The organism is Acrocarpospora phusangensis (genome assembly GCF_016862995.1).
GTDB lineage: Bacteria > Actinomycetota > Actinomycetes > Streptosporangiales > Streptosporangiaceae > Acrocarpospora > Acrocarpospora phusangensis.
Map to the genome: position 1 here is coordinate 1 of NZ_BOOA01000053.1, position 23142 is coordinate 23142.

At 70.7% G+C, this 23142-nt stretch carries 24 protein-coding genes; 12 read left to right on the forward strand and 12 right to left on the reverse strand.

Annotation, left to right across the window (positions count from 1 at the left end; all coding sequences use genetic code 11):
- Window positions 1-25: 25 nt before the first annotated feature.
- The 8 genes from cysS to Aph01nite_RS27740 all read right to left on the reverse strand — a co-directional run bounded on the left by cysS (window position 26) and on the right by Aph01nite_RS27740 (window position 10539).
- On the reverse strand, window positions 26-1405 hold the full coding sequence (gene cysS / locus Aph01nite_RS27705; protein ID WP_204043943.1) for a cysteine--tRNA ligase: 1380 nt from the start codon (window positions 1403-1405) through the stop codon (window positions 26-28).
- 10 nt (window positions 1406-1415) lie between these two features.
- On the reverse strand, window positions 1416-2447 hold the full coding sequence (locus tag Aph01nite_RS27710) for a lysozyme (RefSeq protein ID WP_204043944.1): 1032 nt from the start codon (window positions 2445-2447) through the stop codon (window positions 1416-1418).
- A gap of 60 nt (window positions 2448-2507) precedes the next feature.
- Window positions 2508-4334, reverse strand: coding sequence for a sigma factor-like helix-turn-helix DNA-binding protein (locus Aph01nite_RS27715; RefSeq protein WP_204043945.1), 1827 nt, complete (start codon window positions 4332-4334; stop codon window positions 2508-2510).
- 48 nt (window positions 4335-4382) lie between these two features.
- Window positions 4383-6437: a UvrD-helicase domain-containing protein gene (locus Aph01nite_RS27720; RefSeq protein WP_204043946.1), complete on the reverse strand. Its 2055-nt coding sequence runs from the start codon at window positions 6435-6437 to the stop codon at window positions 4383-4385.
- A gap of 6 nt (window positions 6438-6443) precedes the next feature.
- Complete coding sequence (locus Aph01nite_RS27725) at window positions 6444-8252, reverse strand: hypothetical protein (protein WP_204043947.1); 1809 nt, start codon at window positions 8250-8252, stop codon at window positions 6444-6446.
- Between the two features lie 124 nt (window positions 8253-8376).
- The gene (locus Aph01nite_RS27730; RefSeq protein WP_204043948.1) at window positions 8377-9153 is read right to left on the reverse strand and encodes a class I SAM-dependent methyltransferase; all 777 of its coding nucleotides are present in this window, start codon (window positions 9151-9153) and stop codon (window positions 8377-8379) included.
- A 60-nt stretch (window positions 9154-9213) separates the two neighbouring features.
- Window positions 9214-10284 carry an ABC transporter substrate-binding protein gene (locus Aph01nite_RS27735; RefSeq protein ID WP_239162016.1) on the reverse strand — a complete coding sequence of 357 codons (1071 nt, stop codon included), beginning with the start codon at window positions 10282-10284 and terminating at the stop codon, window positions 9214-9216.
- A gap of 48 nt (window positions 10285-10332) precedes the next feature.
- The gene (locus Aph01nite_RS27740) at window positions 10333-10539 is read right to left on the reverse strand and encodes a putative acetyltransferase (RefSeq protein ID WP_204043949.1); all 207 of its coding nucleotides are present in this window, start codon (window positions 10537-10539) and stop codon (window positions 10333-10335) included.
- A gap of 98 nt (window positions 10540-10637) precedes the next feature.
- On the opposite strand from Aph01nite_RS27740, the gene fdxA reads away from it, so the two are divergent.
- The 3 genes from fdxA to Aph01nite_RS27755 all read left to right on the forward strand — a co-directional run bounded on the left by fdxA (window position 10638) and on the right by Aph01nite_RS27755 (window position 12739).
- Window positions 10638-10964: a ferredoxin gene (gene fdxA / locus Aph01nite_RS27745; RefSeq protein WP_204043950.1), complete on the forward strand. Its 327-nt coding sequence runs from the start codon at window positions 10638-10640 to the stop codon at window positions 10962-10964.
- A 72-nt stretch (window positions 10965-11036) separates the two neighbouring features.
- Window positions 11037-12116 carry a succinyldiaminopimelate transaminase gene (dapC, locus tag Aph01nite_RS27750; protein WP_204043951.1) on the forward strand — a complete coding sequence of 360 codons (1080 nt, stop codon included), beginning with the start codon at window positions 11037-11039 and terminating at the stop codon, window positions 12114-12116.
- An 11-nt stretch (window positions 12117-12127) separates the two neighbouring features.
- Window positions 12128-12739, forward strand: a complete 612-nt coding sequence (locus tag Aph01nite_RS27755; RefSeq protein ID WP_204043952.1) for a DUF4178 domain-containing protein — start codon at window positions 12128-12130, stop codon at window positions 12737-12739.
- On the opposite strand, the gene Aph01nite_RS27760 is transcribed toward Aph01nite_RS27755, so the two are convergent.
- Entirely contained in the window at window positions 12736-13536 is an 801-nt protein-coding gene (locus Aph01nite_RS27760; RefSeq protein WP_239162017.1) for a hypothetical protein, read from the reverse strand. The genes Aph01nite_RS27755 and Aph01nite_RS27760 overlap by 4 nt on opposite strands.
- A 38-nt stretch (window positions 13537-13574) precedes the next feature.
- Here Aph01nite_RS27760 and dapE point away from each other — a divergent pair, with 38 nt between their 5' ends.
- From dapE to Aph01nite_RS27785, 5 genes are all read left to right on the forward strand, one after another.
- Window positions 13575-14621, forward strand: coding sequence for a succinyl-diaminopimelate desuccinylase (gene dapE, locus Aph01nite_RS27765; protein ID WP_204043953.1), 1047 nt, complete (start codon window positions 13575-13577; stop codon window positions 14619-14621).
- Window positions 14622-14808: 187 nt separating this feature from the next.
- Entirely contained in the window at window positions 14809-15603 is a 795-nt protein-coding gene (locus Aph01nite_RS27770; protein ID WP_204043954.1) for an LOG family protein, read from the forward strand.
- A gap of 20 nt (window positions 15604-15623) precedes the next feature.
- Entirely contained in the window at window positions 15624-16190 is a 567-nt protein-coding gene (locus Aph01nite_RS27775) for an LOG family protein (protein ID WP_204043955.1), read from the forward strand.
- A 38-nt stretch (window positions 16191-16228) separates the two neighbouring features.
- On the forward strand, window positions 16229-16756 hold the full coding sequence (locus Aph01nite_RS27780) for a hypothetical protein (protein ID WP_204043956.1): 528 nt from the start codon (window positions 16229-16231) through the stop codon (window positions 16754-16756).
- Complete coding sequence (locus Aph01nite_RS27785; protein ID WP_204043957.1) at window positions 16750-17304, forward strand: DNA-3-methyladenine glycosylase I; 555 nt, start codon at window positions 16750-16752, stop codon at window positions 17302-17304. Before Aph01nite_RS27780 ends, Aph01nite_RS27785 begins: the two co-directional genes overlap by 7 nt.
- On the opposite strand, the gene Aph01nite_RS27790 is transcribed toward Aph01nite_RS27785, so the two are convergent.
- Together Aph01nite_RS27790 and Aph01nite_RS27795 are read right to left on the reverse strand one after the other, a co-directional pair.
- Window positions 17279-18433 carry a low temperature requirement protein A gene (locus Aph01nite_RS27790; protein WP_204043958.1) on the reverse strand — a complete coding sequence of 385 codons (1155 nt, stop codon included), beginning with the start codon at window positions 18431-18433 and terminating at the stop codon, window positions 17279-17281. The genes Aph01nite_RS27785 and Aph01nite_RS27790 overlap by 26 nt on opposite strands.
- On the reverse strand, window positions 18430-19203 hold the full coding sequence (locus Aph01nite_RS27795; protein ID WP_204043959.1) for a PaaX family transcriptional regulator: 774 nt from the start codon (window positions 19201-19203) through the stop codon (window positions 18430-18432). The genes Aph01nite_RS27790 and Aph01nite_RS27795 overlap by 4 nt, the downstream gene beginning before the upstream one ends.
- A gap of 183 nt (window positions 19204-19386) precedes the next feature.
- Here Aph01nite_RS27795 and Aph01nite_RS27800 point away from each other — a divergent pair, with 183 nt between their 5' ends.
- Both Aph01nite_RS27800 and Aph01nite_RS27805 read left to right on the forward strand, forming a co-directional pair.
- A complete protein-coding gene (locus Aph01nite_RS27800; RefSeq protein WP_083502187.1) occupies window positions 19387-19554 on the forward strand; it encodes a DUF3117 domain-containing protein in 168 nt (55 codons plus the stop codon).
- A gap of 111 nt (window positions 19555-19665) precedes the next feature.
- On the forward strand, window positions 19666-21033 hold the full coding sequence (locus Aph01nite_RS27805; protein ID WP_239162018.1) for a leucyl aminopeptidase family protein: 1368 nt from the start codon (window positions 19666-19668) through the stop codon (window positions 21031-21033).
- A 50-nt stretch (window positions 21034-21083) separates the two neighbouring features.
- Here the strand turns inward: Aph01nite_RS27805 and Aph01nite_RS27810 are convergent, their stop codons facing one another.
- Window positions 21084-21710 (reverse strand): O-methyltransferase, encoded by a 627-nt coding sequence (locus tag Aph01nite_RS27810; RefSeq protein ID WP_204043961.1) that lies wholly within the window; start codon window positions 21708-21710, stop codon window positions 21084-21086.
- Between the two features lie 140 nt (window positions 21711-21850).
- Here Aph01nite_RS27810 and sigE point away from each other — a divergent pair, with 140 nt between their 5' ends.
- Window positions 21851-22480, forward strand: coding sequence for an RNA polymerase sigma factor SigE (sigE, locus tag Aph01nite_RS27815; protein ID WP_239162019.1), 630 nt, complete (start codon window positions 21851-21853; stop codon window positions 22478-22480).
- Window positions 22481-22526: 46 nt separating this feature from the next.
- Entirely contained in the window at window positions 22527-23030 is a 504-nt protein-coding gene (locus tag Aph01nite_RS27820; protein ID WP_204043962.1) for a zf-HC2 domain-containing protein, read from the forward strand.
- Window positions 23031-23142: the final 112 nt, after the last annotated feature.

The window sequence follows — 23142 nt, forward strand, 5'->3', positions numbered from 1 at the left end:
AATGAGGGTTCGGTTTGGGAAAGGGTTAGAGGGTCCAGGTTTGGCCGGTGGGGGTGTCGGAGATGTGGACGCCTAGTTTGGCGAGGGCGTCGCGGAGGTGGTCGGAGGTGGGCCAGTCGTGGGCGTCGCGGGCCCGGGCTCGGGCGGTGATGAGTTCGGCGGCGCCCGGGGGGAGGGTGGGGACTCGGCCGATGTCGGCGGAGAGGTCGAGGCCCAGCAGGTGGTCGAAGTGGAGGAAGGTTTCGAACTTGGAGCCGGGCGCGACGTCGGGGGAGCGTTCGAGGTCGCGGAGGAGGCGTAGGGCCAGCGGGGTGTCGAGGTCGTCTTCGAAAGCTCGGTGGATGGCGTCGGCGGCGGGAGCGATGGGCTGACTAGGGGATTCGGCCCATTCGGCGACTTTCGAGCGCCAACGCCTCAGGAGACGATCGGCCGCGTGCAGCGTGTCCCACGTGAGGTTCATCTGCTGCCGATAACGGTGCTCCATCAGCGCAAGCCGTACAGCCAGAGGATCCAGTCCGGCGTCGACCACGTCACTCAGCAGAACCACGTTCCCCGTGGACTTCGACATCTTGCGCCCATCGAAGAGCAGATGCTCCCCATGCACCCAATGCCGCACCACTTCATGCCCCACGACCGAGTCCGCCTGAGCCCGCTCATCCTCATGATGCGGAAACCTCAGATCGATCCCACCCGTATGCACATCCACCCGCTCACCCAAATAAGCAAGCAACATGGCCGAACACTCGACATGCCACCCAGGAAACCCCCTCCCCCAGGGAGCGTCCCACGTCAACTCCCGCCGACCAGGCTTCCAAAGCGCCCAGTCGGCATGGAACCTCTTCCGCTCGTCAACCCCCTCAACCCGATGCCCCGGCCGCAACTCCTCCAGCCGATTCCCCGAAATCTCCCCATAAGACGAAAACGACCGAGCATCGAAGAACACCGCCCCATCGGGACCCGCGTACGCATGCCCCTTCTCCAGGAGCTTCGCGATCAACTCGACCATCAACTCGATGGACTCCGAAGCCCGCGGCGAATGCTCCGGCATCCGCAGGTTGAGCGCGAGCGTATCCCCCCGAAACGCCTCCTCGTAGAACCGCGCGACCTCCAGTGGCGAGCGCCCCTCGGCCCTGGCAGCCGCGAGCACCTTGTCCTCACCCAGCGGATCGATCTCCGCGTCATCCACCAGATGCCCCACATCGGTGATGTTCCTGCACACCACCGCGCGCACCCCGCGCCGCTCCACCACCCGCCGCACCAGATCCGCGAACAGATAGGACCGCAGATTCCCCACATGCGCATACCGGTAGACCGTCGGCCCGCACGTGTACATCCGCAGCACCCGCGCCCCCACCGGCAGGATCGGCTCAACCTGCCGGTGACGCGTGTCATAGAGGCGCAGCATGCTCCCGAGCCTACCCAGCCGCCCCCCGCAAGGTCAGCTTCACCGACCCGACCTTGAGGTGGATCCCCACCGACCCGCCGGCCTTGGGCTTGGTCCCCAGCGTGATCCGCACCGCCCGCCCCGGTGCGATCGACCCGATCGTGCACCGCAGCACCGTCGCGCTCTTCCGGCACGCCTTCGGCACCGTCACCAGCCGGTTCCCCCCGAACGTCCGCCCGTACACGCTCAGCTCCGTGACCGGGCGCGGCCCCGTGTTGGCCACCGTCACCGTGTACGCGTTCCGCCGCACCGCCTGCCCCGTCACCCGGTAGCTGATCGGCGGCAACGCCAGCCTCCGCAACTGCGTCGCCGTGCCGTGGAAGCGGTCCTCACCCCCCGCGTGGTTCCCCTTCTCCGCCGACTGCCAGAACGTGTGCTTCGACCACGAAGCGGGCAAGGGCCCGACCTCGTCCCCCCACCGCGCCAGCCACAGCGGATTCCTGCCGAACCCCTTCGCGTCCCCCGTACAGCTCCGCCACCACGCCGTCGTGGTGTAGATGACCACATCCCGATGCGTCCTGGCCTTGTACCGCTTCGCGAAGTCCCCGATCCACTTCACCATCTCGTCCTGATCGAGCCCGTAACAGTGATCCAGCCCGTTCCGGTTCTTGTACGGGTTGTCCTCCACATCCAGCACCCCCGGCAACGTCTTCCCGTCCGCCGCCCAACGCCCCCCGTTGCGTACGAAGAAATCAGCCTGCTCGGCCCCGCCCGACTCATGCGGCTGCGCGAAGTGATAGGCCCCCCGGTAGATGCCCGCATCCCCGGCCCCGCCGAACTGTGCCGCGAACCGCGGGTTCTTGTAGTCCAGCCCTTCCGTGGCGTGCACGTACGCGAACCGCGCCCCACCGTCGGCCACCGACTCCCAGTCGACGTCCCCGGTCCAGTTGCTGACGTCCACCCCGACGACCCTGGTCGCCGCCTGCGCGGGAAACACGACACCCGCACTCAGAACCCCGGTGAGCACCACACCCACCCCGGCCCGCATCGCCGGAAATTTCACGCTAAATCCTTCCCCGAACGGACAATTGCCGAAGATCCTTCCAGATCCCGACAAAGGCCGTTAAAGGAACGTGAGAATGTCCCGGTCGCCGCGCTCCCGCAGCCGGGTCAGCACCTCGTCCCGCGCGGCCCCGTCAGGCAGCCCGATCCGGGCCCCGATCAGCCGCAGCCCTTCCGCCTCCGACGCCACCGGAGCCGTGTACCCGATCAGGTGCAGGGCCCGGTTCAGCGCGGGCAGCCCGGGCGGGCTGGCGGGCAGGAACCGGGTCAGCAACTCGCCGCCGTCGGAGACGGTCAGGAAGACGTGATCGCCCTCAGCCGCGTTGTACTCCGCCAGCACCGGCCGGATCGAGCCCATGGTCGGCTGGTTGTGCCAGCTGATCACGACCTCGCCCGCCGCCGTGGACGCCGTCAGCTGCCCGCCCGGGGCCATCCCCAGATGGGCCGCGAACCCGGTCGGCAGCGGCGACCCCGAACCCCGCAGATGCTCGGCGTTCACGTCCACCCGGTGCCACCAGCGCCCGTCCCGGCTGCGGAAGCACCGCCGGGTCATCGAGACGTCCCGGCGCGGCTGGTACTCGCCCTGCTCCGCGCCGGCCACCCGGATCCAGCCGCGCTGGGTGCGCTCGAACCCCGGCCCGCCCGCGTACGCGCGCACCGAGCTCTCGCTCACCTCGTATCGTGAGGTCAGGCTGGTCACGATGGTGTTCACCGACGCCTCACCCCCGGCCCGTTGGATCTCCCGGGCGATCATCTCGCGGATGCCCAGATATTCCTCGCCGCCCCACCGGGTGAGTCCGTACTTGTTGCGATCCAGGCGCAGGAACCGCTCGTCGGCGGTCAGCTGGTTGCGGATGCCCACCAGGCTGTAGTCCTCGCCGATCCTGGTCTGGATCTCCTCGGGCGACAGCGGCATGCCGGCCACCGCCAGCACCGCCTCGGCCTTGTCGTTGACGCTGCGCGGCCACGGCACCACGTGCCCTTCCAGCACCCGCAGATGCGGCACGGCGCCCAGCCAGCGCTCCGCCACGTCCTCCCGCACGCCCAGCTGGGAGACCATCACGATCGCCTCGGCCAGCGGCACCGGGCCGTCGGTGAACAGGCCCCGCGTCTTCTCCCGCAGCTCGTCCGCGCCGCCCGCGATCAGCCAGCCGTCCACCTGCTCGTAGCCGGTCAGCAGGGTGCGCACGAACCGCCAGGCCGGAATGCCCAGCGTGGTCAGCTCGGTCCGGTGCCACGGCACGGCGGCGGTCAGGTCGTCGGCGGGCACGGCCGAGCCCAGCCGGGTGCGCAGCCAGCTCAGGTGCGCGCTCAGCGGCGCCGCGTCCTGCCCGGACAGCCAGGCGTCCACGTGGTCGCGCAGGTCCCGCTCGATCTGCCTGATCCGCTCCCGGGTGACCGAGAAACGCTGGGCCAGCTCGTCCAGGGTGGCGCGCTGCTCGGCGTAGAGCCGGTCCCTGGCGATCGCGCGCTGGCGGTCGTCGAGCCGGGCGAAGACCTCGTCCACCAGCTCGGGCAGCGGGCGCTCCGGCAGCGCGGGCGGGGGCGCGGCGCGGTCGGCCTGCTCGGTCTCCAGCAGCTTGTCCAGCACGCCCGCGAACAGCAGGAGCACGCTGTCCCTGCCCCCCGGCGCGAGCTGGCTCTCCACCGGATTCGTGAACCTCAGCAACGGCATCACGTCGCCCAGCACCAGATGACCCCAGCACGCCGTGGTCAGGTCGGCCAGCCGGGACGCCACCCGCTCCGTGCCCACCGCGGCGCAGGCGCGGTCCAGGGGAAGCGCCTGCCACCACGCGTCGGGGAGACCGGGATCACTGGCGATCGGCTCTACCTGGCTGGGCGCGGTCCAGCGCAGGGGAGGCACGATGTCGCTCAGGCTCAGATTCATGCAGGTCCAACCGGCAAGGGGAATATATCCGCAGTTCAGATTAGGGGATCAGGTGGGCAGGAAGGGACTCGCCCGGCCGGAGTAGGACACGTAGAGCAGCTCGTTCGCCCGCGTGCAGGCCACATAGAGCAGCCCCCGTTCTCGTTGCAGGTCATGGGCTCGGGCCGTGGGGTCCTCCGAGGCCGGGGTGAGCTGTTCCGGCGCCGGCACGATCCCGTCTGCAACGCCTATCACGGCCACCCGGCGAAACTCCAGACCCTTCATGCCGTGCAGCATCGTCACCTTCACCTCGATGCCCGCCGCGCGCAGCGCCGCCCGCGCGGTCCTGACCAGTTCCACGGTCCTGGCCGCCACCGCGACCTGGTTCGGCGGCACCCCGTCCTCCAGCCACTCGCTCACGTGCGCGAGCAGGCCGGCGATCTCCGCCTCGGGGCTGAGGTAGCCGCGGACCATCGGCCGGGGGCCGTGCTGGAGCGAGCGGTAGCCGTACATCTCGGAGACGCCCTCGGCCAGGCCGTCCACGGGGCCGCCGCCGCGCAGCCGTACGCCGAAGGAGAGGATCTCGTGCGGCAGCCGGTGGGAGATCTTCAGGTGGAAGCGGCGGACCGGGATGCCCATGCCGGCCAGCGCGGCCCGGGTGTCGAACATGCGCTGGTGCGGGTCGCCCACCACGAACAGGTCGTTGGGACCCGGCGGCACCGCCGCCCGCAGCAGCCGCCACTGCGCCGGGTGCAGGTCCTGCGCCTCGTCCACCACGATGTGCTTGTACGGCTCCCGCCCCGGCGCCTGGTCGCCCAGCATGTCCCCGGTGGCCTGCCCCAGCAGGTCGGCCGCCTCGCTCACCAGCTGGAGCAGGGTCCGCCGGCCGGACGCCCGCAGCTGGCCGACCACGTGCTCGACCGCCCGCCAGACGTTGGTTTTGAGCTCGGGCGAGAGCTGCGTGCCGGTGCCGGGACGCTCGGCCGCCAGATACTCCTCCAGCGAGCGCAGGTTCTGGGAGAGGATCACCTGCTCCCACTCGCGCAGCAGGAAGGCCGCCCCGAACCTGCTGCCGGCCGCCTCCTGCCAGAGCTTGGCCACGTCCCCGACCAGCGTGGGCGCCCGTCCCTCGTGCTCGGCCACGATCCGGTACGCGAGCCGGTCCACGTTGGTCACCTCGACGCGCTTGCGCACCACCTCGTCGTCGATGATCATGTCCAGCTTGGTGGCCAGCTCGTTCACCAGCACCTGGGAGAAGGTGGCCAGCAGTACCGGTCCCGTGCCGTGCCTGGCCAGGTGGGCGGCCCGGTGCAGGGCGATGATCGTCTTGCCGGTGCCGGCGCCCCCGGTGATCAGCGCCGGCTGGTCGTAGGTCTCCCAGTTCGAGTACGTGTGCTGCGGCGCGTACAGGAACGTGCACCAGTCCGGCACGGTCAGGATGCGGTCCAGCTCGATCCGGTCGGCGGCGAACGCGGCCTTGCCGGGCGTGCGCAGCAGCGCGGTGGCGACGTCGTCGGTGTCGATGACATCGGCCAGGATGCACCGGCACCCGTCCAGCTCCCGCCACGCCTCGGCCAGCGAGCCGCCCTGCGCCAGCGCGGACAGCGGCGCGAACTGGCTCTCCGGCAGCAGCGGCTCCACCGCCGCCAGGTGCGCGTCGGTGCTCATCAGCCGCAGCAGCGGCAGCAGCTGGGCGTCGATGCCGATGCTGAACATGTCGGTGTCGCAGATGTGGCCGTACAGGCGGCGGGCGGACCCGGCCGAGGAGCGGCGCAGCGCGGGCTCGATCCGCTCCAGCGCCTCCGCGTCCCAGACCTCGATCACGCCGATGGCGGGGTTCACGGTGAAACGGTGGCGCTGCGCGTACGTCCAGGCCTCGGCGTCGGGCAGGATCGCGACCAGCCAGTAGACGTCGCGCTGGCGGAGCACCACGCCCCGGTAGCGGTCGCTCAGCCGGAGGGTGAAGACACGCGGGTCGCGGGCGTTGCGCACCCGCTCGGGAGTCGGCCCCGCGGGGGAGTTGTGCAGGAAACGGCGGACCGCGACCACGGCGTCTCGGCGTACCGGCCGGGCCAGCGCGCCGAGTTCCTTCGTGAACTCCAGGGAGACCGCGAGTCGTGGCATGGGCGGCTATCCCAGCAGGGACAGCAGGTCGCGGTCCCCACGTTCTCGGAGTCGGGCCAGGAGTTCCACGGTGCCGATCGGGCCGGTCAGGCCGATCCGGGTGGCGATCACCCGTACGGCCTGGTCGGGCGTGCCGCCGGGGGCGGTGTAGCCGACCAGGCGGAGCGCCCGCGAGGTGTTGTCGCCACCGGTGGCCGAGGGCAGGTGCCTGACCCGGAGCATGCCCTCCTCGGAGAGGGTCAGGAAGATGTGGCCGCCCTCCTTGGCGGCCACCTCGGTGAGGATGCGCTGGAGCGAGCCCACCGCCGGGTGGGACTGCCAGGTCAGCTCCACGTCGCCGGCCGCGCTCCGCACGCTCTTGGTCTCGCCGGGGGCCAGCCCCAGGTAGGAGGCGAAGCCGCTGGGCAGCGGGATCTCCGCGCCGGTCAGGTACTCGGCGGTCACGTCCACCCGCAGCCACCACCGGCCGTCGGGCTGCCGGAAGCAGCGCCGGGTGTGGGCGACGTCCTTGAAGCCGGGTTCGGCCTTAGGCTTCGGCTCGGTCCTGGGCGGCGGCTTCGGCACCGGCTTGGCGACCGGTTTGGGCTCGGCCTTGGGCGCCGGCTTGGGCTTGGGTTCCGGCTGCGCTTCGGGCGCGGGTTCCGGCTGGGGTTCCGGCTGGGGTTCCGGCGCCTGCGATAAAAGTTCCGGCTCGGCCTCGGGGACCGGGCTCGGCAGGGGAGCGGGCCGGGTGCGCGGCCGGGGCTTCGGCTTGCCGTTGCCGCTCTGGATGCGCAGCTGGGGCACGTTCTCCAGCCACTCCTTGGCCACCTCGGGCCGGATGCCCAGGCTGGAGACCAGCTCGCGGGCCCGATTCACCGTCGGCGGCCGGTCGGAGTTCACGATCAGCTTCCGGGTCTTCTCCTGCAGCTCGGCCATGTCCCCGGCCACCAGCCACTCGCCGTCCACCTGGTAGCCCGGCAGCGAGGCCAGCACGAACTGCCAGGCCAGCACGTCCAGCGAGCGCAGTTCCTCCTCGTGCCAGGGGGCCGCGTTGATCAGCCGCGTCTTCGGCGCGGCCACCCCCAGCAGCGCGGCCACCCGCTCCAGGTGCGTACGGAACGGCGCCGACCCGGGTGACTCCAGCCACTCCTCCAGCCGCGCCCGCAGCGCCTTCTCCATCGCCTCGATCAGCCCGGCCGGTACGGCCAGCAGCCGCCCCAGCTCCTCCACGGCCGTCGGCGTGTCGGTGAAGACCCGGTTCTGCGCCACCATCCAGGTCTGGTCGTCCAGCTCCGCGAACACCCCGTCCAGCAGCGCGCACAGATCCGCGCCGGATCCGCCGGCCACGGCGCCCACGGCGGCGGAGACGGACACGGCCGCCGCCTCGGCCCGCGCCGGCTCCCACGGGCGTAACGCCAGCGGGGCCCGCGCGCCCTGGACCTGCGCCAGGCGCGCGAAGACCGCGCCGAACAGGGCGGTCAGCACCGGCCGCACCTTCACGAACGGCTGGTCGGCCAGCTCCCTGCCGGTCAGCGCCAGCAGCCCGGTCCACGACCCGGCCCGGTCCAGCGCGATCGCCACCTGCGGGTCGTCGGCGTCGTCGGGGTGGAGCACGTGCAGCGCGGGCAGGATGTCGCCGACCGCGGCGGCCCGCCACTGGCTCAGCGTGAGGTCGGTCAGCAGGTCGGCGAGCCCCGAAGGTCCGACGGCGGCCAGCACCCGGCTCATGGGCAGGCTCCGCCACCAGGCATCCGGCAGATCCGGCGGGGTGGGAATGGTGGCGGCATCACTCCAGCGCAGCGGTGGCACAAGGTCACTCAGGCAGAAGTTCATCGCCATCCCCATCACGTACGTAAGACCAGACCATAGTCTGGCAAATCACCCGCGTTTGGCGGCAGTTTCTCGGTGACGACCTTGATTCGGCTCGGTAGGCCTCTCGTGGGCGTCTCCTGCCGTTCTACTGCCGGACGGCCGCGAAGCGCAGGCGTACGTAGTCGGCCATCCAGCCGGACTCCCGGCGCAGCGCGGGCGCGGCCAGCTCGTTCACCCGCCGGAGCAGCGGTTCCACCGTGCCGATGGGCACGCCGTCCAGCAGCGAGGGGGCGAACATGCGCACCCAGTCGGCGGCGCCGTTGGGGCAGTCGTCCAGCGGGGTGGGCCGGTCGAAGTACTCCACCAGGCGGAGCGTGAAACCGGCGCGTTCCAGGCGCACGGCGTACTCGGCGGGGCTGGGGAAGTACCAGGGCAGCTGCGGGTCGCGCAGGCCGTGCTCGCGCCAGGCGGTGAGCATCGCGGCGGTCAGCGCGGCGCAGTTGCCCGCGCCGCCGAGTTCGCCGACGAACCGGCCGCCGGGCTGCAGGGCCATCCGCACGCATTCGATCACCGCGTCCGGGTCGCGGCTCATCCAGTGCAGCGCCGCGTTGGAGAAGACCGCGTCGTACGGCTGCGCGACGGTGAAGTCGTGTCCGTCCCCGACGGTGAAGTCGAGGCCGGGGAACTGGGCGATGGCGGTCTCGATCATCGAGTGCGAGCCGTCGATGCCGAGCACCCGGGCGCCGCGCGAAGCGATCTCGGCGGTCAGCACGCCGGTGCCGCAGCCCAGGTCGAGCACGCGCTCGCCCGGCTGCGGATCCAGCAGGTCCACCAGCGGAGCGCCCTGCGCCGAGACATACCCGAACGAGCTGTCATAAGCGCGAGCGTTCCACTGAATGAGACTAGGGGTGTCATATCGCAAGATCGGCTCTCATTCCACGGTATAGCCATTACTGTAAGGCCTCCGTGGAATGGATGGTGGTCAGCCGATCTGCTGGGGCCAATGTTGCCGGAGGTACGTCTTCGCGGCGTCCTGCTGCGGAATGGTGAGCGTCACCGGGGTCCCGGCGACTTTCGGCAGCTTGGCCAGGGCCTCGTGGTCCAGCCCGCCGCGCATCTCCATCGCCTCCAGCCGTACCGGCCTGGCGTAGCCGCGCAGGAGCAGGTTCTGGCCCTCGTCGGAGAAGAGGAACTCCTCCCACAGGCGGGCGGCGGCCGGGTGCCTGGCCTTGGCGTTGATGGCCTGCACGTAGTGCGAGGCGAGCACGGCGTCCTTGGGGATGGTCACCCGCCACTCCGGCTTGTCCTGCTCGGTGGCCGCGGCGGCCCTGGCCATGTTGAGGTAGTCCCAGTCCAGCAGGGCGGTGGCCTTGTCCGGGGTGGACAGCGAGCCCGCCTTCTTCAGGTCGGCGAAGAACTTCACCCCGCGGGCGGCGTCCGGCTTCCCCCCGGACAGCGAGGTGGCCATCACGCCGCCGAATCCGGCCGCGGTGCGGATCGGGTCGCCGGGCAGGGCGACCGCCGCCCCCGGCTTCAGCAGCGCCGCGTACGACGCGGGCGCGGCCACCTTGGCGGGGTCGTAGCCGATCGACATGTAGCCGCCGTAACCCGCGTACCAGGCGCCGTCGGCGGCCTTGAGGTCGTCGGCGATGTCCTGCCAGCCGAGCACCCGGTAGGGGGCGAACTTGTCGGCGTTGGCGACGGCCGCGTCCAGGCTCAGGTCGTACACGTCGGGGGCCTGGGCGCCGGTGGCGGCGAGCTGCTGGGCGCCGGTGGCGTCCGGTTTGAGGGCGGTCACCTTCACGCCGTACTTGTCGGCGAACTCGTCCATGATCTCGCCGTGGTTCACCCAGTCGCGGGGCAGGCCGGCCACGACCAGCTCGCCCTCCTTCTGGGCCGCCTCGATCAACCGGTCCATGTTGGTGAAGCCCGACTGCAGGCTGGCGGCCATGGGGTTCACCGGGGGCAGGTTCTTGTTGTCCGTAGCCGGGGCGGAGCAGGCGGCCGCGGCCACCGCGAGCAGGGCTACCAGACCTAGAGCACGTGTGGTCACGATTCGAATACTTGGCGTGATTTTCCGGCCGGTCGAGGAGACACGCCGTCAGCCGGGCACGACCTTTGCCGCCACCATGGCCTTCTCCGGGAACTCCACCAGCGTGCCGTCGCGCTTCCGCACGGCCAGCACGCCGCCCGACCACGACTCCAGCACGCCCACGACGTCGCGGAAACCTTCGGGCACCACCCGCCGCACGGTCACCTTGCGGCCCACGTCTTCCGCCGAGATGCTCACTCTGAGGTGAAAGGCCACGGCTTTGGCCCCCTCCTGTTTCAGCCACCTGGCAGGCAACGCAATACTAGGCGTTAGCAACCCGCGGCCCATGTCGTGCCGGAAAGAAGGAGCCCGAGGTGACCTACGTCATCGCGCAGCCTTGCGTGGATGTCCTGGACAAGGCGTGCATCGAGGAATGCCCCGTCGACTGCATCTACGAGGGCAACCGCATGCTCTACATTCACCCCGACGAATGTGTGGACTGCGGCGCGTGCGAACCGGTCTGCCCGGTGGAGGCCATCTTCTACGAGGACGACCTGCCGGAGCAGTGGAAGGACTTCTACCGCGCCAACGTGGACTTCTTCGAGGACCTCGGTTCTCCCGGGGGTGCGTCGAAGGTCGGCAAAATCGAGAAGGACCACGAAGTCGTCGCCGCGCTGCCCCCGCAGGCTGAGGACCACTGAAGTAGTTTTGTGCCCCGGCCGCCCGCCGCGTCCCGGTGGGCGGCTGCCGCATGCCCGTAGGGGGGACCTTCGTTGATCACACTGCCCGACTTCCCGTGGGACCGGCTCACGCCGTACAAGGAGGTGGCCCAGGCGCACCCGGACGGCATCGCCGATCTGTCCATCGGCACGCCGGTCGACTCCGTGCCCGCGGTGATCCAGCGCGCGCTGGCCGAGGCCGCCGACAGCCCCGGCTACCCCCTCACGTACGGCACGCCCGCGCTGCGCGACGCGGCGGCCGGCTGGCTGGCCCGCCGGCACGGGGTCACCGTGGATCCGGCCGCGGTGCTGCCCGTCATCGGCACCAAGGAGCTGGTGGCCTGGCTGCCCACGCTGCTGGGCGTGCGCGCGGGTGAGCGGGTGGTCTTCCCCGAGCTGGCGTACCCGACGTACGACGTGGGCGCGCGGCTGGCGGGGGCGGAGCCGTACGCGACGGACGGGCTGGTCTCGCTGGGGCCCGAGCGGGTGCCGCTGGTGTGGGTGAACTCGCCGTCCAACCCGACCGGCAAGGTGCTGCCGGCCGGGCACCTGGCCAAGGTGGTGGCCTGGGCGCGGGAACGCGGCGCGATCGTCGCCTCGGACGAGTGCTACATCGGGCTCGGCTGGGAGGAGGAGCCGGTCTCGATCCTGCACCCGGAGGTCTCGGGGGGCTCCCACGAGGGCCTGCTGGCGGTGCACTCGCTGTCGAAACGGTCCAATCTGGCCGGGTACCGGGCGGGCTTCGTCACCGGCGATCCGGAGCTCGTCCAGCGCCTCCTGGAGGTCCGCAAGCACGCCGGAATGATCGTTCCGGGACCGGTCCAGGCCGCCATGACCGCCGCCCTGAACGACGACGCCCACGCGCTGGCCCAGCGTGAGCGGTACGCGGCGCGCCGGGACGCGCTCCGGCCCGCCCTGGAGGCGGCCGGCTGGCGGATCGAGCACTCCACCGCGGGGCTCTACCTGTGGGCGAGCGACGGCACCGACTGCTGGGACCAGGTGCGCCGGCTGTCGGAGCGCGGCATCCTCGTGGCGCCCGGGGACTTCTACGGGGCAGCCGGAAAGCAACACATTCGTATTGCTATTACGGCGACAGATGAACGGATAAATGCGGTCGTGCGTCGGCTCCAGTAGGATCGCGCGCCATGACGACAGCGGTGGTGCTCGGTTTGAGTGTCGCGACGCTCATCGTCGTGCTTGGCGCGTTCATCGCCACCACCCGCCAGGACAGGCGTGCGGCTCCGGCGAACGGCGGCGACTACGGCTCCGGCCACGGGCCCTCGTATTTCGACCCGCGAACCATCAAGGTCGGCGACACGGTGCATATCGCGGGTGTGCGCTACCGCGCCATGGGAGCGTTGCATCTTTCCTGGCACGGCGAGGAGTGGACCGAACACCTCCTGGACGACGGCACCCGCCGCTACCAGTGGCTCTCCGTCCAGGAGCGTGAGGTCCAGCAGGAGGCCGCTCACCTGGAGGTTCTGCTCTGGACACAGGTCCAGGCGCAGGGCATGGTGCCCGCCAAGAGCATGCTGATCATGGAGGGCGTGGAGTTCTTCCCGATCGAGCGGGGCACTGTCCCGTTCCGGGCCGAGGGCATGACCGGCCTGCCGGACCGGGGACTGCTGGACTTCGCGGACTATCGGGCCAATGACGGGCGGTTGTTGTCGTTCCAGCGGGTCCAGGGCGGGCAGTGGGTGGCCTCGTACGCCTCGCCGCTGACCCCTGGCTCGATCCAAGTCGAGCGGCTGGGCTAACTCACCGCCATCGGCCCACTTTTGCCGGATTTATCGGCTTGCCAACCGTCGTGTCCATTTTCGGCGGTCCAGCTGACGCCGTCGTAGCGGATCTGGCGCAGGCCGTACTTCTGCGCGTGGGTGACGTACCAGGTGGCGACCAGCCAGCTGTCCTTGCGGGCGGCGGCGCCCAGAGCCCGGGTGAGCTCGCCGCGGGCCTCGCCCGGGTCGGCCTTGACCGGTTTCGCGGGCGGCGGGTACCAGCAGTACACGGCGCTGGCCACCCGGCCGCTGAACGCGCCGGCCAGGATGATCGCGGTGGCCCGGTGGTCGGCGTACGCCCCGCCGTCGGCCGAGCGCTGGACCTCCTGGGCGGCGTCGTGCAGTGGCAGGTCCAGGTACCCCTCCACCTTCTCCAGCGCGGCGAAGAACTTCCTGGTCGAGTAGACCGGGTCCATCAGCTGCTTGACCGTGCCCCAGCCCTGGGACGGGCGCTGCTGGAAGATGCCGACCGAGTCGCGGTCCCCGTACGGGATGTTGCTGAGCTTGGACTCCTGGATGGCGGTGATGTACGCGATCTCCAGCGCCCGCTCGGGCAGCTTGCGCCGGGCCGCCACGGCGGCGATCACCGCGGCCACCTGGGACTGCTCGATGTCCAGTTCGATCGTTCCGTCCGGCGTGGTGATCTGACAGTTCTCCCCCCGCACGTACGGCTCCGCCTGCTGGAGCAGCCGGTAGACCGCGAAGAGGATGGCGCCGCCCAGAACAACGACGATGGCCAGGATGATCAGTGCGGTTCTGGGGACGCGGGTTGTCACGTCCCAGAACCTACCCGGACTCCCTAGGCTGGTGTCTCATGCGACTGGATCAGGACGTCAGGACCCTCACCGCCGAACTGGTGGACATCGCCTCGGAGAGCGGGAACGAGAAACCGCTCGCCGACGCCGTCGAGGCGGCGCTGACCAGGCTGGGGCATCTCACCGTGGACCGGGACGGTTCCAACGTGGTGGCCCGCACCCACCTCGGCCGGCCGGAGCGTGTGGTGGTGGCCGGGCACCTGGACACCGTCCCGATCGCCGGGAACGTGCCCAGCAGGATCGACGGCGACCGCCTGTACGGCTGCGGCACCACCGACATGAAGAGCGGCGTGGCCGTCCAGCTCAAACTGGCCCTGCTGACCGAGCCCAACCGCGACCTCACCCTGGTCTTCTACGACTGCGAGGAGGTCGAGGCGGCCCGCAACGGCCTCGGCATGCTGGTCAGGGAGCACCCCGACTGGGTGCGCGGCGACTTCGCGGTGCTGATGGAGCCCACCGACGGGGAGATCGAGGGCGGCTGCCAGGGCACGATGCGGGCCGAGGTGCGGACCACCGGCGTGCGCGCCCACAGCGCCCGCTCCTGGCTGGGCGTCAACGCCGTGCACCGGGCCGCCGAGATCCTCAACCGGCTGCTCGCCTACGAGCCGCGCAAGCCGGTGGTGGACGGCCTGGCGTACCACGAGGGCCTGAACGCGGTGCGGATCGACGGCGGGCATGCCGGGAACGTCATCCCGGACGAGTGCGTGGTGACGGTCAACTACCGCTTCGCGCCCGACCGGACCGAGGCGGAGGCGGCCGGCTTCCTGGCGGAGTTCTTCGCCGGCTTCGACGTGCGGATCACCGACAGCGCGCCCGGCGCCAGGCCCGGCCTGGACCACCCGATCGCGTCGGCCTTCGCCGCCATTGTCGGCGGCCCTCCGCAGGCCAAGGTGGCGTGGACGGACGTGGCCCGTTTCTCGGCGCTCGGCGTCCCGGCCGTGAACTACGGACCCGGCAATCCGGAGGTCGCCCACAAACGGGACGAGTACGTCGAACTTGCCAAGATCGTCGAAGCCGAGCGGGTCATGACCAGCTGGCTGACCTGAGCGGATACCCCCAGAAAGAAGAAAGTGGCTTTCCTCGCCGGCCATTTGGCGGGGAAAGCCACTTTCCGTCCCGAGCAGCACCCTCGACTCTTAGACGCGGCCTCCGCGAAAACCGGTTCCGCTCGTTTCCGAAGAATTTCAAGATTCTTTTCGGACCCTTCCCGGGGCGGGGGTACGGTGAGTCGGCATGAACACGATCCGCCCTGAACGACGCCAGGGGCCGTCTCTCGTCCGTGGCAGCCTGGTGCCCGATTCCACCCATGACCAGCGGCTGCTCGATCGGCGGGGGCCCGCCGACTGGGTGCACATGGACCCGTGGCGGGTGCTGCGCATCCAGGCCGAGTTCGTCGAGGGGTTCGGCGCGCTGGCGGAGTTGCCGCCCGCGGTGACGGTCTTCGGCTCGGCCCGTACCAAACCGGACTCCGGTGAGTACGACATGGGGGTGCGGCTCGGGCGGGGTCTGGCCGAGGCGGGGTACGCGGTGATCACCGGAGGCGGGCCCGGCTGCATGGAGGCCGCCAACAAGGGCGCGCTGGAGGCGGGCGGCGTCTCGGTGGGTCTCGGCATCGAGCTGCCGCACGAGCAGAGCATGAACCCGTACGTGGATCTCGGCGTGGAGTTCCGCTACTTCTTCGTGCGCAAGACCATGTTCGTGAAGTACTCCTCCGGCTTCATCACCCTGCCGGGCGGGTTCGGCACCCTGGACGAGCTGTTCGAGGCGCTCACCCTGGTGCAGACCCGCAAGGTGACCTCCTTCCCGGTCGTCCTGATGGGCACCCGGTTCTGGGGCCCGATGGTCAGCTGGATCAAGGACACGCTGCTCGCCGAGGGCAAGATCTCGCCGCCGGACGTGGAGCTGATCCGGTGCACCGACGACGTGGAGGAGGCCATCCGGATCATCGTGGAGGCCGACCGGCTGCGGAGCGAGACCGAGACGGTGGAGCGGGAGTCGGTCGAGCAGACCGTGGCCGACGCCCAATAAGCCTCCATAAAATAGGTCAAATGTTCGTTTGTGTGTTCTGCGCGTCCAGCCGGCGGATCGACCCCAAGTACCTGGAGCTGGCCCGGGAGGTCGGCGCCGAGCTGGCCCGGCGCGGCCACGGCCTGGTCAGCGGCGGGGCCGTCGTCTCCTGCATGGGCGAGGTGGCCCGCGCCGCCCGGGCAGGTGGCGCCACCACCGTGGGGGTGATCCCGCAGGCCCTGGTGGACATCGAGATCGCCGACACCGACTCGGACGAGCTCGTGGTCACCCCGGGCATGCGTGAGCGCAAGGGCGTGATGGACGCCCGTTCGGACGCGTTCCTGGTGCTCCCCGGCGGCATCGGCACCCTGGAGGAGCTGTTCGAGATCTGGACCTCCCGGGTCCTCGGCCTGCACGTCAAACCCCTGGTCATCCTCGACCCCTGGGGCCTGTACGACCCGCTGAAGGCCCTGGTCGGCGGCATGTACGACCAGGGCTTCACCCGCCCCGACGTGTTCGACGCCATCTCCTGGGCCACCGGCGTGGAGGAGGCCTTCGATCTGCTGGACAAGCGGCAGCACCTCATCCCGGTGACCGATCCGGACTGACGGCCTGCGGCCCTTGTGAGTTGTGGCACGATTCGTATGTGCTGGTCGTACTCGTGGTCGCCGCTCTGGCCGTGCTCGGATGCGTGGTCCTGGTCTCGCTGGGCCGTGGCGGTGAGATGGCCGAGTTCCACCCCGACGTGCCGCCGCTGGAGTTGCCCGAGGCCGGACAGCTGAACGCGGCCGACTTCGGGTCCCTGCACCTGCCCATCGGCCTGATCGGTTACAACACCCAGAGTGTGGACGAGACCCTGCAGCGGGCGGCCACGGCGCTGAGCGAGCGGGACACCCGGATCGCCGTGCTGGAGCAGAAGGTCGCCGAACTCCTGGCCGGCCGCCTCCAGGCCCGCCAGGAGCTGTACGCGCGCCCGGCGGAGCCGCCCCGGACCGAGCACCAGCCGGAGGTCCCGAACGGAGCGGCCGGCTGGGAGGGCATCCCGGTCGAGCACCTCGACCCGCTCCCCGTGGCCGAGAAGACCGACAAGACCGACAAGGCTCTGGTCAAAGCGTCCGAGAAGCCCGGCAAGAAGGACGAGGACGAGAAGGACGATCCGGAGGAGGCGTGGTAGTTCGCTGCGCCTGGGCGACGTCCGACCCGCTCTACCTGGACTACCACGACCACGAGTGGGGCCGCCCGGTCCGCGACGACGACGGCGTCTACGAGCGCGTCACGTTGGAGGCCTTCCAGTCCGGCCTGTCCTGGATCACCATCCTGCGCAAAAGGGAGAACTTCCGCGCCGCCTTCGACGGTTTCGCCATCGCCAAGGTCGCCGCGTACGGCCCGGCCGACGTGGAGCGCCTGCTGACCGACGCCGGCATCGTCCGCAACCGCGCCAAGATCGAGGCCGCCGTGGCCAACGCCAGGGCCGCCCTGGACCTCCCCGGCGGCATCTCCGCCCTGATCTGGAAGTACGCCGACCCGGACGCGCCGATCCCGCGCACCATGGCCGACGTCCCCGCCACCACGCCCGGCTCCGTTGCCCTCGCCAAGGACCTCAGGAAGCACGGCTTCCGCTTCGTCGGGCCCACCACCGCGTACGCGCTGATGCAGGCCATCGGCCTGGTGGACGACCACGTCGCGGACTGCCTGGTCAGGACAGGGCCGTCCGGAGCCTGACGCGCTTCCTGGTGGCCAGGACCGTCTGCCCGACCGCCTCCGCGCAGAGCGCCGCCACCACCGCCCAGGTCGGCAGCCACCCGGCCGCCGCGAGCACCGCCAGCGGGATCACCACCCCGGGCAGCGCCCAGCGCAGCGCCCGCCGCATCGGAATCCCGAGCCGCATGCCCAGCCCCGCCAGCGTGGCCCGGTAGATCGCGAGCCCGCCGCACAGCGTGATCGCCGCCCCGGTCGGCAGATGATGGGCGTGGTCCAGGATGGCCGTGCCGAGCCCGGCCGCCATCGCGATCAGCGCGGCCACCACGGGGAAGTGCCCGATGCCCATCACGTCCCTGACGCGCTGGTTCTCGCCCTCGTGCAGTTCGGCCTCCGCGGTGGCCGCGCCGAACTCGAAGTAGCTCCACCACAGGGCGGCGAAGAGCACGAACCCGAGCACCGCGATCAGCCACGCGCCCGGCGCCCAGGTGGCGTCCACCGCGTTCACCGAGGACACCACCGACTCGCCCAGCACGATGATGACGAACAGGCCGACCCGTTCGACGATGTGGGCGACGTTGTAGTCCCTGACCTGGGAGCGCTGCGCGTACACCAGGACGGCCAGTTCGTAGCCGATCCCGGCCAGCCAGATCAGCGGGCGCATGCCTTCGGAGACCAGGAGCGAGGAGCCGAAGATGGCGATGCTGCCGCCGTTGAACACGGTGATGCGGGTGAGGTTCCACTCGACCTCGCGGCGGCGGGCCAGCGGCAGCCAGAGCAGGAACAGCACCACCCGGGCCCCGGCGAAGCCGAGCACGTAGGCGGGGGCCCGCTCACCCAGCCCGTCCGGTACGGCCGCGCCCACCACGCCCAGGCAGAACATCGCGGCCAGCAGCAGGATCCTGGTCCTGGTGGCCCGGGTGCCGTCGCCGCCCGCCGTGTTGACGAACGCGGTGAACGACAGCCACGCCCACCAGGCCGGTAACAGCAGGACCAGGAACTCCCAGAACTCGTGCCAGCCGGGGTCGCCCTCCAGGTGGTGGGCGAGTTTGGCGATGGCCACCACGAAGACCAGGTCGAAGAAGAGCTCCAGCCAGCCGGGGCGGGAGGTCGCGCTCTCGGGGGTGCCGGGAGTGCCGGGGGTGACTGTCACGGGTGGCCGTCCAGGTTGCGGTCGACGAACGCGGCCGCCCGGGGCAGCAGCCGCGCGGCCTCCTGATCGAAGTAGGCCCGCGCCTTCTCCCCGGGCCAGCCGGGCGGCAACAGCGCGGGCGGCAGTCCCGGGTCGCGGAACAGGAAGTTGCGCCAGGTGTGTACCAGCCGGCTGCGGACCGCGTACACCAGCTCGTCGGTGGACTCGTCCGGCAGCGAGGCGACCAGGGTCATGGCCCCGGCCAGCCACTCCTCGTACGCCCGGCCGATCGCGTCCAGGTCCCACGCCCTGGCCACCAGGTCGCGCGGATCTCCCTCCAGGACGGCTTCGAAACGGTCGGCCGTTACCCCCAGGGCGTCGAGTTCGGGCGAGGGCCTGGGACCGATCCAGGTCGTCTCCGAGAGGGGGGCGTAGCCCAGGAACGCGAGGTCGGCCCTGAGCCGTTCCCGGCGCGGGCGTTCCCTGACGGGTTCCAGCACCAGCAGGTGCCAGCGGCCCGGCCAGGTGACCGTGGCCCCCCGGTAGATGCGCGCGGCGGTGCGGTCCAGGCGTCTGGCGCATTTCGGGGTGAGCGCGTAGCCGGGGCCCTGCGGCAGCCGTACGGGGTCCAGCCAGCCCTGTCGCACCATGCGGGAGATCGCGGTGCGGACGGCTGGGGCGGCGACGTCCAGCGGCGCGAGAAGCCGGACCAGGGCCGCGACCGAGGCGCGTCCGCCCCGCGTGCGCAGGTGGTCCCCGTAGAGATCGAAAAGCGCGGCTCGGGCGTTCACTCCACCAAGTGTGGGGTCAGGATCTGTCTCCGACAATGCATAGGTGGGCACGCTTTGATCCACAAATGAGCCCCGGGCATTACCCTATTGAGCTCGGAGGCGGGATAATAGGACATCACAGAAGACGTGAATGCGCCGACCACCTCCTCGGGGGCGGTCGACAACGCGGGAAGGGATACACGCATGGCGGCGATGAAGCCGCGGACTGGTGACGGTCCGCTGGAGGTCACCAAGGAAGGCCGGGGCATTGTCATGCGGGTCCCGCTGGAGGGTGGTGGGCGGCTCGTCGTCGAACTGTCCGCGGACGAGGCCAGTGCCCTCGGCGACGCACTGAAGAACGTGGTCGGCTGATCGGCCGTCCCTCCATCGATATCGGCCCTGGTGGCGGGTGCTTCCCGCGCCGGGGCCGCTCTGTTTCGGGCGAGAGCCCACCGTAAGCCCATGGAAAGTCCAGGAGTGTCCGTGCCCATCAACACCCGCCTGACCGTCGCGCCCCACGCCGCCGCCGACGCCGAGTTCCTGGCGGTCCCGTTCGGCCCCGGCCTCGACCCCGCGATCGAGCTCCCCATCCCGTTGCCCGCCCTGCTCGCCCACTACCAGGTGAAGGGCGAACCCGGCGAGGTCCTGGAGCTGCCGGTCCCGCACGGTGACGGCGTCCGGCGCATCCTGCTGTACGGCATCGGCGACGACCTGCGCAAGGCGGGCGCGGCCCTGGGCGGCCGGGCCAAGGGCCGTACCAGCCTGACCATCGTGCTGCCCCCGGACGGGGACCTGGCCAGTCTGGTGGAGAGCGCCCTGCTGGCCACGTACGGCTTCACCATCGGCGAGCCCAAGACCAAGGCCGTCGAGGAGATCGTGTTCGTCGGCGGCGACGCGGCCGCCATCCGGCGCGGGGCGGCCAGTGCCCGCGCCACCGCCATCGCCAGGGACCTGGTCAACACGCCCTCCTCCATCAAGACGCCCGGCTGGCTGGCCGCCCAGGCCGTGGAGATCGGCGCGGCGGCGGGCGTCACCGTCCGGGTGGACACCGAGCTGACCGCGTTCGGCGGCATCCGCGCGGTCGGGCAGGGCTCGGTCAACCCGCCCTGCCTGGTCGAGATGAGCTACCGCCCCGCGTCGTACGACCGGCACGTCGTGCTGGCCGGCAAGGGCATCACCTTCGACAGCGGCGGCCTCTCCCTCAAGACCTCCGAGGGCATGAAGACCATGAAGACCGACATGGCGGGCGGCGCGGCCGTCATCGCCGCCATGGGCGCGCTGGCCGAGTTCGACGTCCCCGTCCGGGTCACCGGCCTGATCGCCTGCGCCGAGAACGCCTTCTCCGGCTCCGCCCAGCGCCCCAGCGACGTCATCGTCCAGTACGGCGGGCGCACCGTGGAGGTCCTCAACACCGACGCGGAGGGCCGCCTGGTGCTGGCCGACGCGCTGGCCTACGCCGACGCGGAACTCGACCCGGACGCCCTGGTGGACATCGCCACCCTGACCGGCGCGGCCCGGGTGGCCCTCGGCAGCGGCATCGGCGCGCTGTACGCCAACGACGAGGACCTGGCCGCGCAGCTGCTGGCCGCGAGCGAGCGGACCGGCGACCGGCTGTGGCGCATGCCGCTCATCGACGACTACCTGAGCGACCTGGAGTCGGACGTGGCGGACCTGAGCAACGTGGACCGGCGCATGTCCGGCGCGGCCGGCTCGGTGGCGGCCGCGCTGTTCCTGCGCGAGTTCGTGGGCAAGCGGGCGTGGGCGCACCTGGACATCGCCGGCCCGGCCAGGGCGGAGAAGGGCGGGACCGGGTTCGGCGTGCGCATGCTGCTGGACTGGCTCAGCCGCTGAGGAGTCGCTGAGGAGCCGCTGAGGACGGGCCCGGCGGATCCGGGCCCTCGTCAGGACAGTTTGACCGCGGCCAGGAGGCCGTCGCCGAGCGGGAGCATCACGGGGCGGAGCCGTTCGTCGGAGCGGACCAGCTTGCCGAGCTCGCGGACGGCGACGGTGTCCGGGTCGCGCTGGGTGGGGTCGGCCACCCGGTCGTGCCAGAGCGCGTTGTCGAAGGCGACGATGCCGCCCACCCGGAGCAGCCGGATGGCCTCGGCCAGGTAGTCGCCGTACTCCTGTTTGGCGGCGTCGCAGAAGACCAGGTCGTACCCGCCGTCGGCGAGGCGGGGCAGCACGTCCAGGGCGCGGCCGACGATGAGGCGGATCCGGCTGCCGGAGAAGCCTCCCTCGGCGAACGTCTGGCGGGCCATCCGCTGGTTCTCCGGTTCCACGTCCACACTCGTGAGGGTCCCGTCGGGCCGCATGCCGCGCAGCAGCCAGAGGCCCGAGACCCCGCACCCGGTGCCGATCTCCACCACGGCCCTGGCGTTGATCGCGGTCGCCAGGAAGCTCAGCGCGGCCCCGCCACCAGGAAGGATGGGGGGCGCGCCCACCTCCGTGCCCCGCTGCCGCGCGGATCGCAGCACCTCGTCCTCGGGGACGAAATCCTCCGCATGAGCCAGGCTCGCCGTATTCATGGTTCTGAAGCGTAGGGGAGTAAGCCCCGAACGGGAACTCACGCCACAACGAGGACGTTGCACGCTTTGAACGGTCTTTATTCTCGCGCCATCAAGCAGCTGCCGCTCAGTAGGCGCGGCAATGAGAACAGAAGGGCACAATGGGTGTAGCGACGGTCTTGGAGAAAGGGTTGCTGGTGGACGACGCCGACCACCAGGCGGACACCTCGGTGTCCGACTGGACGCCTCCCAGCTGGGAGGAGGTCGTTCGCACGCACTCCGCGCGGGTATACCGGCTCGCGTACCGCCTGACCGGGAACGTGCACGACGCCGAGGACCTGACCCAGGAGGTCTTCGTCCGGGTGTTCCGATCACTGTCCAGTTACACGCCTGGGACGTTCGAGGGCTGGCTGCACCGCATCACCACCAACCTGTTCCTGGACCAGGCGCGCCGCAAGCAGCGCATCCGGTTCGAAGGTCTGGCCGACGACGCCGCGGAGCGCTTACGCGGGCGCGAGCCGTCGCCGGCCCAGGCTTACGACGACGCCCACCTCGAACCCGACATCCAGGCCGCGCTCGACGCGCTGGCGCCGGAGTTCCGGGCCGCCGTCGTGCTCTGTGACATCGAAGGCCTGTCGTACGAGGAGATCGCCGCGACGCTCGGGGTGAAGCTCGGCACCGTCCGCAGCCGCATCCACCGGGCCCGCTCGCAGTTGCGTGAAGCCCTGGAGCACCGGGCGCCACGCGATGACCAGCTCCCCCCTTCGTCGTTCACCCGGGAGGGCAGATGAGCGGCTCGCGCGCCCGCTGCCCCCGACAGCATCACGAGGAGGGAGCATGACGCATCTTGGAGAGCGCGTCTCCGCGCTGATCGACGGCGAACTCGGCCACAACGACCGGGAACGAGCCCTTGCCCACTTGACGTTCTGTGCCGAGTGCCGGGCGGAGGTGGAGGCGTTCCGCGCGCTCAAGAGCCGGCTTCGGCTGATGGATCCGCCGCCGGTTCCGGCGGATCTGACGATGTCGCTGATGCGCATGCCGGATCCGGGCCCGCCGAACCTGCGCGCGCTGCCGGGCATCTACAGCCTGGCTCCGGCGGACAACCGGCCGCGCCGCTCCGCCGGTTCGGCGGGCCCGGGGCGCACCAACCGGCGCATCGGCTACGTGGCGGTGGGCATGGCCTCCGCCGCCGTCGCTCTGGGGACGTTGTTCATGGTCAGCGGCGAGCCTCGCCCGGCCAGGCCCCCGGAGATGATGGTGCCCGCGCCCAACACCGCGCCGCCGTTCGGCCGGACCGAGCCGGTCGCCACTCCGACGCTGCGGCCGTCGCTTGCGCACTGATGTCCTGATCGGGCGACTACCCTGCCGAATGTTGGGGATCGAGACGGCATACGATTTCGCTTACATCAGTCGTATGCCGTTCGCCTGAGGATGGCACAAGGCCACCGCTGAC